The sequence below is a fragment of the Pseudomonas sp. DD1 genome (assembly GCF_044510355.1).
In the GTDB taxonomy this organism is placed as follows: Bacteria; Pseudomonadota; Gammaproteobacteria; order Pseudomonadales; family Pseudomonadaceae; genus Aquipseudomonas; species Aquipseudomonas shahriarae.
The window spans coordinates 61,764-75,286 of the sequence record NZ_MSAJ01000006.1; the positions used below are offsets into that span (position 1 = coordinate 61,764).

General features: G+C 59.6%; 10 protein-coding genes. All 10 read left to right on the forward strand.

From position 1 onward, the window contains the following. The first annotated feature begins 1 nt into the window (after nucleotide 1). The 10 genes from bamA (at nucleotide 2) to tilS (ending at nucleotide 13,257) form a co-directional block, all read left to right on the forward strand. Nucleotides 2–2,389 carry an outer membrane protein assembly factor BamA gene (bamA, locus tag PSFL_RS05180; RefSeq protein ID WP_057958697.1) on the forward strand — a complete coding sequence of 796 codons (2,388 nt, stop codon included), beginning with the start codon at nucleotides 2–4 and terminating at the stop codon, nucleotides 2,387–2,389. 45 nt (nucleotides 2,390–2,434) lie between these two features. After that, nucleotides 2,435–2,938: an OmpH family outer membrane protein gene (locus tag PSFL_RS05185; RefSeq protein WP_003219314.1), complete on the forward strand. Its 504-nt coding sequence runs from the start codon at nucleotides 2,435–2,437 to the stop codon at nucleotides 2,936–2,938. 3 nt (nucleotides 2,939–2,941) lie between these two features. Then, nucleotides 2,942–3,997, forward strand: coding sequence for a UDP-3-O-(3-hydroxymyristoyl)glucosamine N-acyltransferase (gene lpxD, locus PSFL_RS05190; RefSeq protein WP_115127530.1), 1,056 nt, complete (start codon nucleotides 2,942–2,944; stop codon nucleotides 3,995–3,997). A gap of 110 nt (nucleotides 3,998–4,107) precedes the next feature. Beyond that, entirely contained in the window at nucleotides 4,108–4,548 is a 441-nt protein-coding gene (gene fabZ / locus PSFL_RS05195) for a 3-hydroxyacyl-ACP dehydratase FabZ (protein ID WP_029297270.1), read from the forward strand. Then, a complete protein-coding gene (gene lpxA, locus PSFL_RS05200; RefSeq protein ID WP_032858160.1) occupies nucleotides 4,545–5,321 on the forward strand; it encodes an acyl-ACP--UDP-N-acetylglucosamine O-acyltransferase in 777 nt (258 codons plus the stop codon). The genes fabZ and lpxA overlap by 4 nt, the downstream gene beginning before the upstream one ends. Nucleotides 5,322–5,323: 2 nt before the next feature. Continuing rightward, the gene (lpxB, locus tag PSFL_RS05205) at nucleotides 5,324–6,463 is read left to right on the forward strand and encodes a lipid-A-disaccharide synthase (protein WP_057439895.1); all 1,140 of its coding nucleotides are present in this window, start codon (nucleotides 5,324–5,326) and stop codon (nucleotides 6,461–6,463) included. Further along, nucleotides 6,460–7,092 carry a ribonuclease HII gene (gene rnhB / locus PSFL_RS05210; RefSeq protein ID WP_057439893.1) on the forward strand — a complete coding sequence of 211 codons (633 nt, stop codon included), beginning with the start codon at nucleotides 6,460–6,462 and terminating at the stop codon, nucleotides 7,090–7,092. The genes lpxB and rnhB overlap by 4 nt, the downstream gene beginning before the upstream one ends. 77 nt (nucleotides 7,093–7,169) lie before the next feature. Further along, nucleotides 7,170–10,691, forward strand: coding sequence for a DNA polymerase III subunit alpha (gene dnaE, locus PSFL_RS05215; protein ID WP_115127532.1), 3,522 nt, complete (start codon nucleotides 7,170–7,172; stop codon nucleotides 10,689–10,691). Between the two features lie 139 nt (nucleotides 10,692–10,830). Beyond that, a complete protein-coding gene (locus PSFL_RS05220) occupies nucleotides 10,831–11,778 on the forward strand; it encodes an acetyl-CoA carboxylase carboxyltransferase subunit alpha (protein ID WP_029297260.1) in 948 nt (315 codons plus the stop codon). A 159-nt stretch (nucleotides 11,779–11,937) separates the two neighbouring features. Continuing rightward, complete coding sequence (tilS, locus tag PSFL_RS05225) at nucleotides 11,938–13,257, forward strand: tRNA lysidine(34) synthetase TilS (RefSeq protein ID WP_170059943.1); 1,320 nt, start codon at nucleotides 11,938–11,940, stop codon at nucleotides 13,255–13,257. Nucleotides 13,258–13,523 lie beyond the last annotated feature (266 nt).

A 13,523-nucleotide genomic window follows, 5' to 3' on the forward strand; every position in this document is an offset into this window, starting at 1 on the left:
CATGAAACGTCTGCTGCTAACTGCGGTTCTCACCGTATTGATGATCGCCGAAGTTCACGCCGAGTCCTTCACCATCTCCGATATTCGCGTCAACGGCCTCCAGCGGGTTTCCGCGGGTAGCGTCTTTGGCGCCTTGCCGTTGAACGTTGGGGAACAGGCTGACGACCGTCGCCTGGTGGAATCCACTCGTGCGCTGTTCAAAACCGGCTTCTTTCAAGATATCCAACTGGGTCGTGAAGGCAACGTCCTGGTCATCACTGTCGTCGAGCGGCCTTCTGTCGCCAGTATCGAGATCGAAGGTAACAAGGCGATCTCCACTGAAGACTTGATGAAGGGTCTCAAACAGTCCGGCCTGGCCGAAGGCGAGATCTTCCAGCGTGCCACCCTCGAAGGCGTGCGTAACGAGCTGCAACGTCAATACGTTGCCCAGGGCCGTTACTCCGCTTCCGTGGAAACCGAAGTGGTGCCGCAGCCGCGCAACCGTGTCGGCCTGAAGGTCAACATCAACGAAGGCACTGTGGCGGCGATCCAGCACATCAACGTGGTGGGTAACACCAAGTTCGCCGACGACGACCTGATCGACCTGTTCGAACTCAAGACCACCAACTGGCTGTCGTTCTTCAAGAACGACGACAAGTACGCCCGTGAAAAACTCTCCGGTGACCTGGAGCGCCTGCGTTCCTACTACCTGGACCGTGGCTATATCAACATGGATATCGCTTCGACCCAGGTGTCCATTACCCCGGACAAGAAACACGTGTACATCACCGTCAACGTCAACGAAGGCGAGAAGTACCGCGTTCGTGACGTGAAGCTCAGCGGCGACCTGAAAGTGCCTGAAGACCAGGTCAAGTCCCTGCTGCTGGTCCAGAAGGACCAGGTGTTCTCGCGCAAGCTGATGACCACGACTTCCGAGCTGATCACCCGTCGCCTGGGTAACGAAGGCTATACCTTCGCCAACGTCAACGGCGTGCCGACCCCACACGATGATGACCACACTGTGGACATCACCTTTGTCGTCGATCCAGGCAAGCGTGCCTACGTCAACCGCATCAACTTCCGTGGCAACACCAAGTCCGAGGACGAAGTGCTGCGTCGTGAAATGCGTCAGATGGAAGGTGGCTGGGCTTCGACCTACCTGATTGACCAGTCCAAGACCCGTCTTGAGCGCCTGGGCTTCTTCAAGGAAGTCAACGTCGAAACCCCGGCCGTACCGGGTGTGGATGACCAGGTCGACGTGAACTACGCCGTGGAAGAACAAGCCTCCGGCTCGATCACCGCCAGTGTCGGTTTTGCACAGAGTGCAGGCCTGATCCTTGGTGGCTCGATCACCCAGAACAACTTCCTGGGTACTGGTAACAAGGTTTCCATCGGCCTGACCCGCAGTGAATACCAGAGCCGCTACAACTTCGGTTATGTGGACCCCTACTGGACTGCTGATGGTGTGAGCCTGGGCTACAACGCTTTCTACCGCACCACCGACTACAAAGACCTCGACGTCGACGTTGCAAGCTATGCGATCGACAGCCTGGGTGCCGGTGTCAACGTGGGCTACCCGATCAGTGAGACTTCGCGTCTGACCTTCGGCCTGACCGCGCAGCAGGATGAGATCAAGACCGGTGTCTACACCGTGGACGAGATCTTCGACTTCACCCGTCGTGAAGGTGACAAGTTCCTCAACTTCAAGGCCTCGGCCGGTTGGTCCGAGTCCACCCTGAACAAAGGCGTGCTGGCGACCCGTGGTCATTCCCAGAGCCTGACCCTGGAAGCCACCACCCCAGGTAGCGACCTGTCGTTCTTCAAACTCGACTACCGTGGCCAGTTGTTCACGCCGTTGAGCGATAACTACACCATGCGCCTGCACACGGAATTGGGCTATGGTGATGGCTACGGTTCGACCGATGGCCTGCCGTTCTACGAGAACTACTACGCCGGTGGTTTCAACTCGGTACGTGGCTTCAAGGACAGCACCCTGGGTCCGCGTGGTACGCCAAGCCGTGGTGTTGCCGAAACCGGTAACGTCGGCACCGTGCGTGACTCGGACAATGATCCGCTGCCATTCGGTGGTAACGTGCTGATTCAAGGTGGTGCTGAAATTCTGTTCCCGCTGCCGTTCGTCAAGGACCAGCGTTCCCTGCGGACCTCGGTCTTTTGGGATGTGGGTAACGTATTCGACTCCAAGTGCGAGCAGATCCGTAACCCAAGCGGCTTGAAGTCCAACACCCAGTGCAACGACGTCAGCTTGAGCAATCTGGCCAGTTCCGTGGGTGTGGGTGTGACCTGGATTACTGCCCTGGGTCCGCTGAGCTTCGCCTTGGCGATGCCAGTCAAGAAACCGGATAACGCTGAAACCCAGATTTTCCAATTTTCCCTCGGCCAGACGTTCTAAGCGTCCGACCCAAGATAACGACAACGGATTCTGTAGGAGTGCATCGTGCGTAAGTTGACTCAATTGGTTCTTCTGGCAACTGTGCTGGTAGCGACCCCGGCGTTTGCCGAAATGAAAATCGCCGTCCTGAACTATCAGATGGCTCTGCTGGAATCCGATGCGGCCAAGAAGTACGCCGTGGATGCCGAGAAGAAATTTGGTCCGCAACTGACCAAGCTCAAGACCCTGGAAAGCAGCGCCAAGGGCATCCAGGATCGTCTGGTCGCCGGTGGCGATAAAATGCAGCAAGGCGAGCGCGAGCGTCTGGAGCTTGAGTTCAAGCAAAAGGCCCGTGACTATCAGTTCCAGTCCAAGGAGCTGAACGAAGCCAAGGCTGTTGCTGACCGTGAAATGCTCAAGCAACTGAAGCCAAAACTCGACAGCGCCGTGGAAGAAGTCATCAAGAAAGGTGCCTTTGACCTGGTCTTCGAGCGTGGCGCCGTGATTGACGTCAAGCCTCAATACGACATCACCCGCCAGGTGATCGAGCGCATGAACCAGCTGAAGTAAGCCATGACCGCGACTATCAAACTCGGTCAATTGGCCGAGTTCCTGGGGGCTACCTTGCGTGGCTCCCCGGAGAAGGAAATCACTGGGCTAGCCACCTTGCAGGAGGCTGGCCCAGCTCAGTTGAGCTTCCTCGCAAATCCCCAATACCGTAAATACCTGGGCGACAGCCAGGCTGCAGCCGTATTGCTGAAGGCCGCTGACGCCGAGACGTTTGCCGGGGATGCGCTGGTGGTGGCTGACCCTTACGCGGCTTACGCGCGGGTGTCGCACCTGTTCGATCCGAAACCCAAAGCGGCTCCTGGTATCCATCCTTCTGCTGTCATCGCCGATGATGCTCAGGTAGATCCTGCGGCGAGCATCGGTGCTTTTGTGGTGATCGAGAGTGGTGCGCGCATTGGCGCCGGTGTGACCGTAGGCGCCCATTGCTTTATCGGTGCCCGCAGTGAAATCGGTGCAGGTGGCTGGCTCGCGCCGCGCGTGACCCTGTACCACGATGTGCGTATCGGGCAGCGAGTGGTGATTCAGTCGGGTGCCGTGATCGGCGGCGAAGGCTTTGGCTTCGCCAACGAGAAGGGCATCTGGCAGAAGATCGCCCAGGTCGGCGGTGTGCTGATCGGTGATGATGTGGAGATTGGCGTCAACACTGCCGTCGATCGCGGGGCCCTGGCCGATACCGTGATTGGCAATGGTGTGAAGCTGGACAACCAGATCCAGATCGCCCACAACGTACAGATTGGCGATCACACGGCCATGGCCGCGTGTGTCGGTATCTCTGGCAGCACCAAGATCGGCAAGCATTGCATGCTGGCCGGCGGTGTCGGCTTGGTGGGCCATATTGAAATCTGCGACAACGTATTCATTACTGGCATGACCATGGTGACCCACTCGATTACCGAGCCAGGGGCCTACTCTTCCGGTACAGCGATGCAACCCGCGGCCGAGTGGCGCAAGAGCGCGGCCCGTTTAAGGCAGCTCGACGACATGGCGCGGCGCCTGAAACATCTGGAAAAGCGTGTTGGGGACGTGACCCCTGGCAGTAATGTTTCATCAGATGGCTGATACCATTTCCATATCAAGTGTGCACAGCAGCTAGACTGCCTTCTTGATTTGCTAGAGGGGCGTGCCTTAGTCCGCGCGCTCCCAATCTTTATTACAGGCTTCCCCCCGAAATGATGGACATCAACGAGATTCGCGAATACCTGCCTCACCGTTACCCGTTCCTGCTGGTGGACCGTGTAGTGGAACTGAATGTTGAGGAAAAGCGCATTCGTGCCTACAAGAATGTCAGCATCAACGAACCATTCTTCAACGGTCACTTTCCCGCGCATCCGATCATGCCGGGCGTGCTGATCATTGAGGCAATGGCCCAGGCCGCTGGTATCCTCGGTTTTAAAATGCTCGACCTCAAGCCTGCCGATGGCACGCTTTACTATTTCGTGGGCTCCGACAAGCTGCGCTTCCGCAACCCGGTCACCCCAGGTGACCAGTTGATCCTGGAAGCCAAGTTCGTGAGCTGCAAGCGCCAGATCTGGAAATTCGAATGCCAGGCCTCCGTTGACGGCAAGCCTGTGTGTTCCGCCGAAATCATCTGTGCGGAACGCAAACTATGAGTTTGATTGACCCTCGCGCAATCATCGATCCGACGGCCGTGCTGGCCGCCGACGTTGAGGTCGGCCCCTGGTCGATCATCGGCGCAGGTGTGGAAATCGGCGAGGGGACTGTCATCGGGCCGCACGTGATCCTCAAGGGTCCGACCCGCATTGGCAAACACAACCGCATCTACCAGTTCTCCTCGGTAGGCGAAGATACGCCGGACATGAAGTACAAGGGTGAGGAAACCCGCCTGGTAATCGGTGATCACAACATCATTCGTGAAGGCGTGACCATTCATCGTGGCACAGTGCAGGATCGGGCGGAAACGACCCTGGGTGATCACAATCTGGTGATGGCCTACGCCCATATCGGTCACGACAGTGTGATCGGCAACCACTGCATCCTCGTCAATAACACTGCGCTGGCCGGCCATGTTCACGTTGACGATTGGGCGATTCTTTCCGGTTTCACCCTGGTGCATCAGTACTGTCATATTGGTGCCCATAGCTTTTCCGGCATGGGTACCGCTATTGGCAAGGATGTACCGGCGTTCGTCACGGTTTTTGGCAACCCTGCCGAAGCCCGCAGCATGAACTTCGAAGGCATGCGCCGACGTGGTTTCAGCGAAGATGCCATCCACGCCCTGCGCCGCGCTTACAAAGTGGTGTATCGCCAGGGGCTGACGGTTGACCAGGCGCTGGCCGAGCTGGCCGAGCCGGCGGCGCTGTTTCCAGAAGTTGCCATCTTCCGCGATTCGATCCAGGCATCGACTCGCGGCATCACCCGCTGATCATGGCCACGCTGCGTATTGCATTGGTTGCCGGAGAAGCTTCCGGCGATATCCTCGGCGCTGGCCTGATGCGCGCCATCAAGGCGCAGCATCCAGCCGTTGAATTCATTGGGGTCGGCGGCCCGCTGATGCAGGCCGAAGGCCTGACTTCCTACTTTCCCATGGAGCGTTTGTCGGTCATGGGGCTGGTGGAAGTGCTGGGGCGCCTGCGCGAGCTGCTGGCTCGGCGCAAACTGCTGATCCAGACCCTGATTGCAGAAAAACCGGACGTCTTTATCGGTATCGACGCACCGGACTTCACCCTCAATATCGAACTCAAACTGCGTCAGGCCGGGATCAAGACCGTGCATTACGTCAGCCCGTCCGTATGGGCGTGGCGGCAAAAGCGTGTGCTGAAGATCCGCGAAGGCTGCGACCTGATGCTGACCCTGCTGCCTTTCGAGGCGCGGTTCTACGAAGAGAAGGGCGTGCCGGTCAGGTTTGTCGGCCACACCCTTGCCGATACCATCCCGCTGCAGGCTGATCGCGCCGCCGCCCGCGCCGAGTTGGGCCTGCCCGACGGGCCGCTGGTGGCGTTGATGCCCGGTAGCCGTGGCGGTGAAGTCGGGCGCCTGGGCGCACTGTTTTTCGATGCGGCCGAGCGTCTGCTGGCCTTGAAACCCGGGGTGCGGTTTGTACTGCCGTGCGCGAGCCCGCAACGGCGTGCACAGATCGAGGCTTTGCTGGTAGGACGTGACCTGCCGTTGACCCTGCTCGACGGTGGTTCGCACCTGGCCCTGGCGGCCTGTGATGCGGTGTTGATCGCCTCCGGTACCGCCACGCTGGAGGCTTTGCTCTACAAGCGGCCGATGGTTGTGGCCTATCGCCTGGCGCCGCTGACCTACTGGATTCTCAAGCGCATGGTCAAAAGCCCGTACATCTCCTTGCCCAACCTGCTGGCCCAGCGGTTGTTGGTGCCGGAGTTGCTGCAGGACGCTGCTACCCCCGAGGCCTTGGCCCAGACCATTCTGCCGTTGATCGACGGTGGCGAAGAGCAGACCCGTGGCTTTGACGAAATTCACCGTACCTTGCGCCGTGACGCGTCGAACCAGGCCGCAGACGCCGTGTTGACCTTGATCGGCCGCCAGCAGGAAACCCTATGAAGACGCAAATGGGCCTGGATTTCAGCCTGGTCGCCCAAACCCACGAACTGGTCGCCGGTGTCGATGAAGTAGGGCGCGGCCCGTTGTGCGGCGCGGTGGTCACGGCGGCGGTGATTCTTGATCCGAATCGTCCGATCCTCGGTCTCAACGACTCGAAGAAGCTCACCGAAGCCCGTCGTGAAAAGCTTTTTGATGAAATTTGCGAAAAAGCCCTCAGCTGGCATATCGCCCGGGCCGAAGTCGAAGAAATCGACGAACTGAACATCCTGCATGCCACGATGCTGGCCATGCAGCGCGCCGTCGAGGGCCTGCACATCACCCCCAAGCTGGCGATGATCGACGGCAATCGCTGCCCGAAGCTGGCTATGCCGGCCGAGGCGGTGGTCAAGGGTGATAGTAAGGTGCCGGCAATTGCCGCCGCCTCCATCCTGGCCAAGGTCAGTCGTGACCGTGAGATGGCGGCGTTCGAATTGATCTATCCGGGCTACGGCATAGGCGGCCATAAAGGCTACCCGACGCCCGTTCATCTGGAAGCCCTGGCTCGATTGGGCCCGACGCCGATCCACCGCCGCTCGTTTGCCCCGGTACGCCAGGCTTATGAGGTGCGCGAAAGCCTGGTCGAGCTTTAGGCGCAGGCTGATGTTTTACTCAAGGCCCGGTACAATCCGGGCCTTGTTGTTTTCACACGTATCTAGACAGGATCACTATGCCGGCTTCATTCGTTCACCTGCGCCTGCACACTGAATACTCCCTGGTCGACGGCCTGGTACGGATCAAACCGCTGGTCAAAACCCTGGTGGGCATGAATATGCCGGCCGTGGCGGTGACCGACCAGAACAACATGTGCTCCCTGGTCAAGTTCTACAAGAGCGCCATGGGCGCCGGCATCAAGCCGATCTGCGGCGCCGACTTGTGGCTGTCCAACAAAGACCCCGATAACGCCTTGAGTCGCATCAGCCTGTTGGCGATGAACGGCGTGGGTTATCGCAACCTGACTGAACTGATTTCCCGCGGTTTTATCGACGGCCAGCGCAACGGCTCGATCATCATCGAGCGCGAATGGGTGGCCGAGGCCAGCGAAGGGCTGATCATGCTGTCGGCTGCCAAGGAAGGGGAGGTCGGCCTCGCCTTGCTGGGCGGCAATCCCCAGGAGGCAGAAGTGCTCGCCCGGGAGTGGATGGCGGTGTTCCCTGACCGCTTCTACCTGGAAGTTCAGCGCACCAATCGCCCCAACGACGAAGAGCACCTGCACGCTGCCGTGGCCCTGGCCGAAAAGCTGGGTGCGCCGCTGGTCGCCACCAACGATGTGCGTTTTATCAAGAAGGAAGACTTCGAGGCCCACGAAACCCGCGTGTGTATCGGCGAAGGCCGGGCGCTGGACGATCCGCGTCGCTCGAAGAACTACAGCGAAGAGCAGTACCTCAAAAGCGCCGAGGAAATGGCTGAGCTGTTCAGCGACTTGCCCGAGGCCCTGGAAAACTCCGTTGAAATTGCCAAGCGCTGCAATATCGAAGTGAAGCTGGGCAAACACTTTTTGCCCAACTTCCCGATTCCCGATGGCATGACCATCGACGAGTATTTCCGCAAGGTGTCGTTCGATGGCCTGGAAGAGCGTCTTTCCGTCCTGCTGCCTAAGGACACCACCGAAGACTACGAGGCCAAGCGCCAGGTGTATGTCGACCGGCTGAACTTCGAGCTGGATATCATTATCCAGATGGGGTTCCCGGGTTACTTCCTGATCGTAATGGACTTTATCCAGTGGGCCAAAAGCAACGGCGTGCCGGTGGGCCCTGGCCGGGGGTCGGGTGCCGGCTCGCTGGTGGCTTATGTGCAGAAGATCACCGACCTCGACCCGCTGGAATATGACCTGCTGTTCGAACGGTTCCTGAACCCGGAACGGGTATCGATGCCCGACTTCGACGTCGACTTCTGCATGGATGGTCGCGACCGTGTCATCGAATATGTGGCCGAGAAATATGGCCGTAACGCTGTAAGCCAGATCATCACCTTTGGTTCCATGGCGGCCAAGGCGGTAATTCGTGACGTGGCGCGGGTGCAGGGCAAGTCCTACGGCCTGGCGGATCGTCTGTCGAAGATGATCCCCTTTGAAGTCGGCATGACCCTGGAAAAGGCCTACGAGCAGGAAGAAATCCTGCGCGACTTCATCAAGGTCGATGAAGAAGCCGCCGAAATCTGGGACATGGCGCGCAAGCTCGAAGGCGTGGTGCGTAACGTTGGTAAGCACGCCGGTGGCGTGGTAATCGCGCCGACCAAGCTGACAGACTTTTCGCCGATCTATTGCGACGAAGAAGGCGATGGCCTGGTAACCCAGTTCGACAAGGATGACGTGGAGGCGGCCGGCCTGGTGAAGTTCGACTTCCTCGGCCTGCGTACCTTGACGATCATCGACTGGGCGCTCAAGACCATCAACCGTGAACGCGCCAAGGTTGATGAAGCGCCGCTGGATATCGCTTTTATCCCACTGGACGACAAACCTACCTACGCGCTGCTGCAAAAAGCCGAAACCACTGCGGTGTTCCAGCTTGAATCCCGCGGCATGAAAGAGCTGATCAAAAAGCTCAAGCCCGACTGCCTGGAAGACTTGATCGCACTGGTGGCCCTGTTCCGTCCGGGCCCGCTGCAATCGGGCATGGTGGACGACTTTATCAACCGGAAGCACGGGCGCGCCGAACTGGCTTACCCGCACTCCGACTACCAGTACGAAGGCCTCAAGCCGGTACTGGCACCGACCTATGGCATCATCCTGTATCAGGAACAGGTGATGCAGATCGCCCAGGTCATGGCCGGCTACACCCTTGGCGGTGCGGACATGCTGCGCCGGGCCATGGGTAAGAAAAAACCCGAGGAAATGGCCAAGCAGCGCGGCGGCTTCATTGAGGGTTGCGCCACCAACAATATCGACGCTGACCTGGCCGGTAACATCTTTGACCTGGTGGAAAAATTCGCCGGTTATGGCTTTAACAAATCCCACTCCGCCGCCTACGGCCTGGTGTCGTACCAGACTGCCTGGCTGAAGGCCCACTACCCGGCGCCGTTCATGGCGGCGGTGCTGTCGGCGGATATGCACAACACCGACAAGGTCGTGACCTTGATCGAAGAAGTGCGGACCATGAAGCTGCGCCTCGACGCGCCGGACGTGAACGCCTCGGAGTTCAAGTTCACGGTGAACGACGAAGGTCGCATCATCTATGGCCTGGGCGCGATCAAGGGCGTGGGCGAAGGCCCGGTTGAGGCGATTACCGAGGCGCGCCAGGACGGTCCGTTCAAGGACCTGTTCGACTTCTGCGCCCGGGTCGACCTCAAGCGCATCAACAAACGTACCCTCGATGGCCTGATCCGCAGCGGCGCACTTGACCGTCTTGGTCCGTACTTCCATGACGAGCCGAAGGCCTACCAGGCCAATATCGACCGTAACCGTGCGGTACTGCTGACCGCCATGGAAGAGGCGATCAAGGCCGCCGAACAAACCGCCCGCACCCATGACAGTGGGCATGCCGACCTGTTTGGCGGGTTGTTCGTCGAAGAAGATGCCGATGTGTACGCTAACCACCGCAAGGCCAAGGAGCTGACCCTCAAGGAACGCCTCAAGGGTGAAAAAGACACTCTGGGCCTGTACCTCACCGGCCACCCGATTGACGAATATGAAGGCGAAATCCGGCGTTTTGCCCGCCAGCGCATCATCGACCTGAAACCGGCGCGTGATACCCAGACCGTCGCCGGGATGATCATTGCCCTGCGGGTGATGAAGAACAAAAAGGGCGACAAGATGGGTTTCATCACCCTCGACGACCGCTCCGGGCGTATCGAAGCGTCGCTGTTTGCCGATGCGTTCCATTCTGCGCAGTCGCTGTTGCAGACCGACGCGATGGTGGTGGTGGAGGGCGAGGTCAGCAACGATGACTTCTCCGGCGGCCTGCGCCTGCGGATCAAACGCGTAATGAGCATGGAAGATGCCCGCACCAACCTGGCCGAAAGCCTACGCCTGAAGGTGAAAACCGAAGCGCTCAAGGGCGATCAGCTACGCTGGCTGGGGGATCTGCTCAAACGTCACCGTGGTGCGTGCCCGGTGACCATGGAGTACACCGGCAGCGATGCCAAGGCGATGTTGCAGTTTGGCGAGACGTGGCGAATTGACCCGGCTGATGGCTTGATTCAAGCATTGCGTGACCAGTTCGGGCGTGACAACGTCTTCCTCCAATACCGTTGACGGTCAGGGCTGCCCTTGTACCCCTGACCTCGACTCGACATTTAATCTCGACCTTGACGCGCCTCTCCCTTAAGGTAGGGCGCGAATAGACAACCGGCTGGCCAGGCACTCCCTGGCCGTCGACCCAAGACGGACGCTTATGAACCCGAATTTTCTTGATTTCGAACAGCCGATCGCTGACCTGCAAGCCAAGATCGAAGAGCTGCGCCTGGTCGGCAATGACAATTCGCTGAATATCGGCGATGAAATCTCCCGCCTGCAAGACAAGAGCAAGACGCTCACCGAAGACATCTTCGGCAAGCTGACCAGCTGGCAGATCGCGCGCCTGGCCCGCCACCCGCGCCGTCCGTACACCCTGGACTACATCGACCACATCTTCACCGAATTCGACGAGCTGCATGGCGACCGCCACTTCTCCGATGATGCGGCGATTGTCGGCGGCATTGCCCGCCTGGATGACCAGCCGGTGATGGTGATCGGTCACCAGAAAGGCCGTGAAGTGCGCGAGAAAGTGCGTCGCAACTTCGGCATGCCGCGTCCGGAAGGCTATCGCAAGGCCTGCCGCCTGATGGAAATGGCTGAACGTTTCAAAATGCCGATCCTGACTTTTATCGACACCCCTGGCGCCTACCCAGGCATCGATGCTGAAGAGCGCAACCAGAGCGAAGCGATTGCCTGGAACCTGCGGGTGATGGCGCGTCTGAAAACCCCGATCATCGCGACTGTGATCGGTGAAGGCGGTTCCGGTGGTGCGCTGGCCATTGGCGTCTGCGACCAACTGAACATGCTGCAGTATTCCACCTATGCGGTGATTTCGCCGGAAGGCTGCGCCTCGATCCTGTGGAAAACCGCAGAAAAGGCCCCGGATGCTGCCGAAGCCATGGGGATCACCGCTGATCGCCTGAAAGGCCTGGGTATCGTCGACAAAGTGATTGCCGAACCCCTGGGCGGCGCTCACCGCGATCCGGCGGCCGCATCGGCCACCATCCGCGCCGAACTCTGCGCGCAGTTGGACATGCTCAAGAAATTCGACAACGAGGCGCTACTGGCCCGTCGTTACGAGCGCCTGATGAGCTACGGTCTCTAAGCCACTGCATTACCCCTGTGGGAGCGGGCTTGCCCGCGATAGCAATGTGTCAGTGCCAGATGGGTTGACTGGTACACCGCTGTCGCGGGCAAGCCCGCTCCCACATTGGCGTTGTGTTTGCTTGGCTAACGTATTCCAGTTTTGCGGCGGTAACGTGCGATGAAATCAACTCTAACCGCCAAACTCCTGCAAACCCTGGCCCCCTGGCGCGACGCCCCGGCCTGGCAGATCGCCTACTCCGGCGGACTCGACTCCACGGTTCTGCTGCACCTCCTTGCCGACCTGGCAAAAACCCAACCCTTGCCGCCACTGCAGGCTATCCATGTTCACCACGGCCTCCAGGCTGCGGCCGACGCGTGGCCAGCCCATTGCCAGGCGGTCTGTGATGCCGCCGGTGTGCCGCTGCGGGTCATGCGTGTGCAGGTGCCATCGGGTGCAAGCCTGGAGCGTGCGGCCCGTGACGCGCGCTACCAGGCGTTCGCCGAGGCAATCGGCCCAGGTGAGTTGCTACTCACTGGCCAGCACCGTGACGATCAGGCCGAGACCTTGCTGTTTCGCCTGCTGCGGGGCGCGGGAGTGCGGGGCCTCACCGGCATGCCCGCCCAGCGACCTTTGGGTGGGGGGCACCTGATGCGGCCGCTGCTGGAGGTGTCGCGAGCCGAACTGGAAACTTACGCCCGCGAGCAGCAGTTGAGCTGGATCGAAGATCCCTCCAACGGCGACCCACGCTTTTCCCGGAATTACCTGCGCCATCATGTGTTTCCCGTACTTACGGCGCGCTGGCCCCAGGCCGTGAATAGCCTGGCCCGTACTGCCGGGCATCTGGCGCAGGCCCAGGAGCTGCTCGATGAGTTGGCGCAACTGGATATGCAGGCCGCTCAACTGCCGTCGGCGTTTCCCTGGCTGGCGCTGCCATCGTTGGCACTTGCGCCACTGCGCGATCTTTCCGACGCCCGGCAGCGCAACGTCCTGCGCTATTGGCTGGCGCCGTTGACGGCGATGCCCGACAGCGAACATTGGGTTGGCTGGAGCGCCTTGCGCGATGCCAAGGAGGACGCACAGCCGGTGTGGCGTTTGGCTGACGGCCAATTACTGCGTTGCAACGATCGTATCTGGTGGATACCTACCAATTGGTCAGAGTTTTCCGGCAGTCCTTTGAGCTGGTCGCACCCGCAAAACCCACTACAGTTACCTGGCAACGGGCAGTTGTATTTCAGCGGGCATGCCCCTGAAGGCCCTTTGAGCATCCGCTACCGCCAGGGCGGTGAAGTCATGGACGTGCCCGGCCGTGGCCGGCGCGACCTCAAGCGTCTGCTCAACGAAACGGCTGTACCGGGCTTTATCCGTGGCAGATTGCCGCTGCTGTACCAGGGTAGCCGTCTGGTGGCCGTGGCCAACCTGGCAGGGGCCTCGACAGGGCAGGGGGATGACTGGCAATTACATTGGGCGCCACCAACCTGCGATCAAGGTTTGAGCTGATAGCGCCTTTCCGGTAGACTACGCTCCCTTCTTGATACAACTTCTGTGGATTCTCCTGAAACACAGTTGTTGCCGATTACCAAGCAGTCTTTGCTGGGCGATTCCAAAAAATGTGTAGCGATCAACGTACCGGTGTTCCATTGCTGGTCTGTCACAACGCGGCGGTTTTTTTGAAAGGTGCACTGTGATTAATGCAGGTGATCGGGGGCTTCGGCCTTCCTTCGCTTTCCCCGGCGGCTCCGACCGCTTTAACGCAGACTTCTAGG

Coding starts and splice junctions, on each gene's coding strand:
- dnaE (WP_115127532.1), top strand. CDS start 7,170: ATGCCGGCTTCATTCGTTCACCTGCGCCTGCACACTGAATACTCCCTG.
- fabZ (WP_029297270.1), top strand. CDS start 4,108: ATGATGGACATCAACGAGATTCGCGAATACCTGCCTCACCGTTACCCG.
- tilS (WP_170059943.1), top strand. CDS start 11,938: ATGAAATCAACTCTAACCGCCAAACTCCTGCAAACCCTGGCCCCCTGG.
- lpxD (WP_115127530.1), top strand. CDS start 2,942: ATGACCGCGACTATCAAACTCGGTCAATTGGCCGAGTTCCTGGGGGCT.
- PSFL_RS05220 (WP_029297260.1), top strand. CDS start 10,831: ATGAACCCGAATTTTCTTGATTTCGAACAGCCGATCGCTGACCTGCAA.
- lpxA (WP_032858160.1), top strand. CDS start 4,545: ATGAGTTTGATTGACCCTCGCGCAATCATCGATCCGACGGCCGTGCTG.
- rnhB (WP_057439893.1), top strand. CDS start 6,460: ATGAAGACGCAAATGGGCCTGGATTTCAGCCTGGTCGCCCAAACCCAC.
- lpxB (WP_057439895.1), top strand. CDS start 5,324: ATGGCCACGCTGCGTATTGCATTGGTTGCCGGAGAAGCTTCCGGCGAT.
- bamA (WP_057958697.1), top strand. CDS start 2: ATGAAACGTCTGCTGCTAACTGCGGTTCTCACCGTATTGATGATCGCC.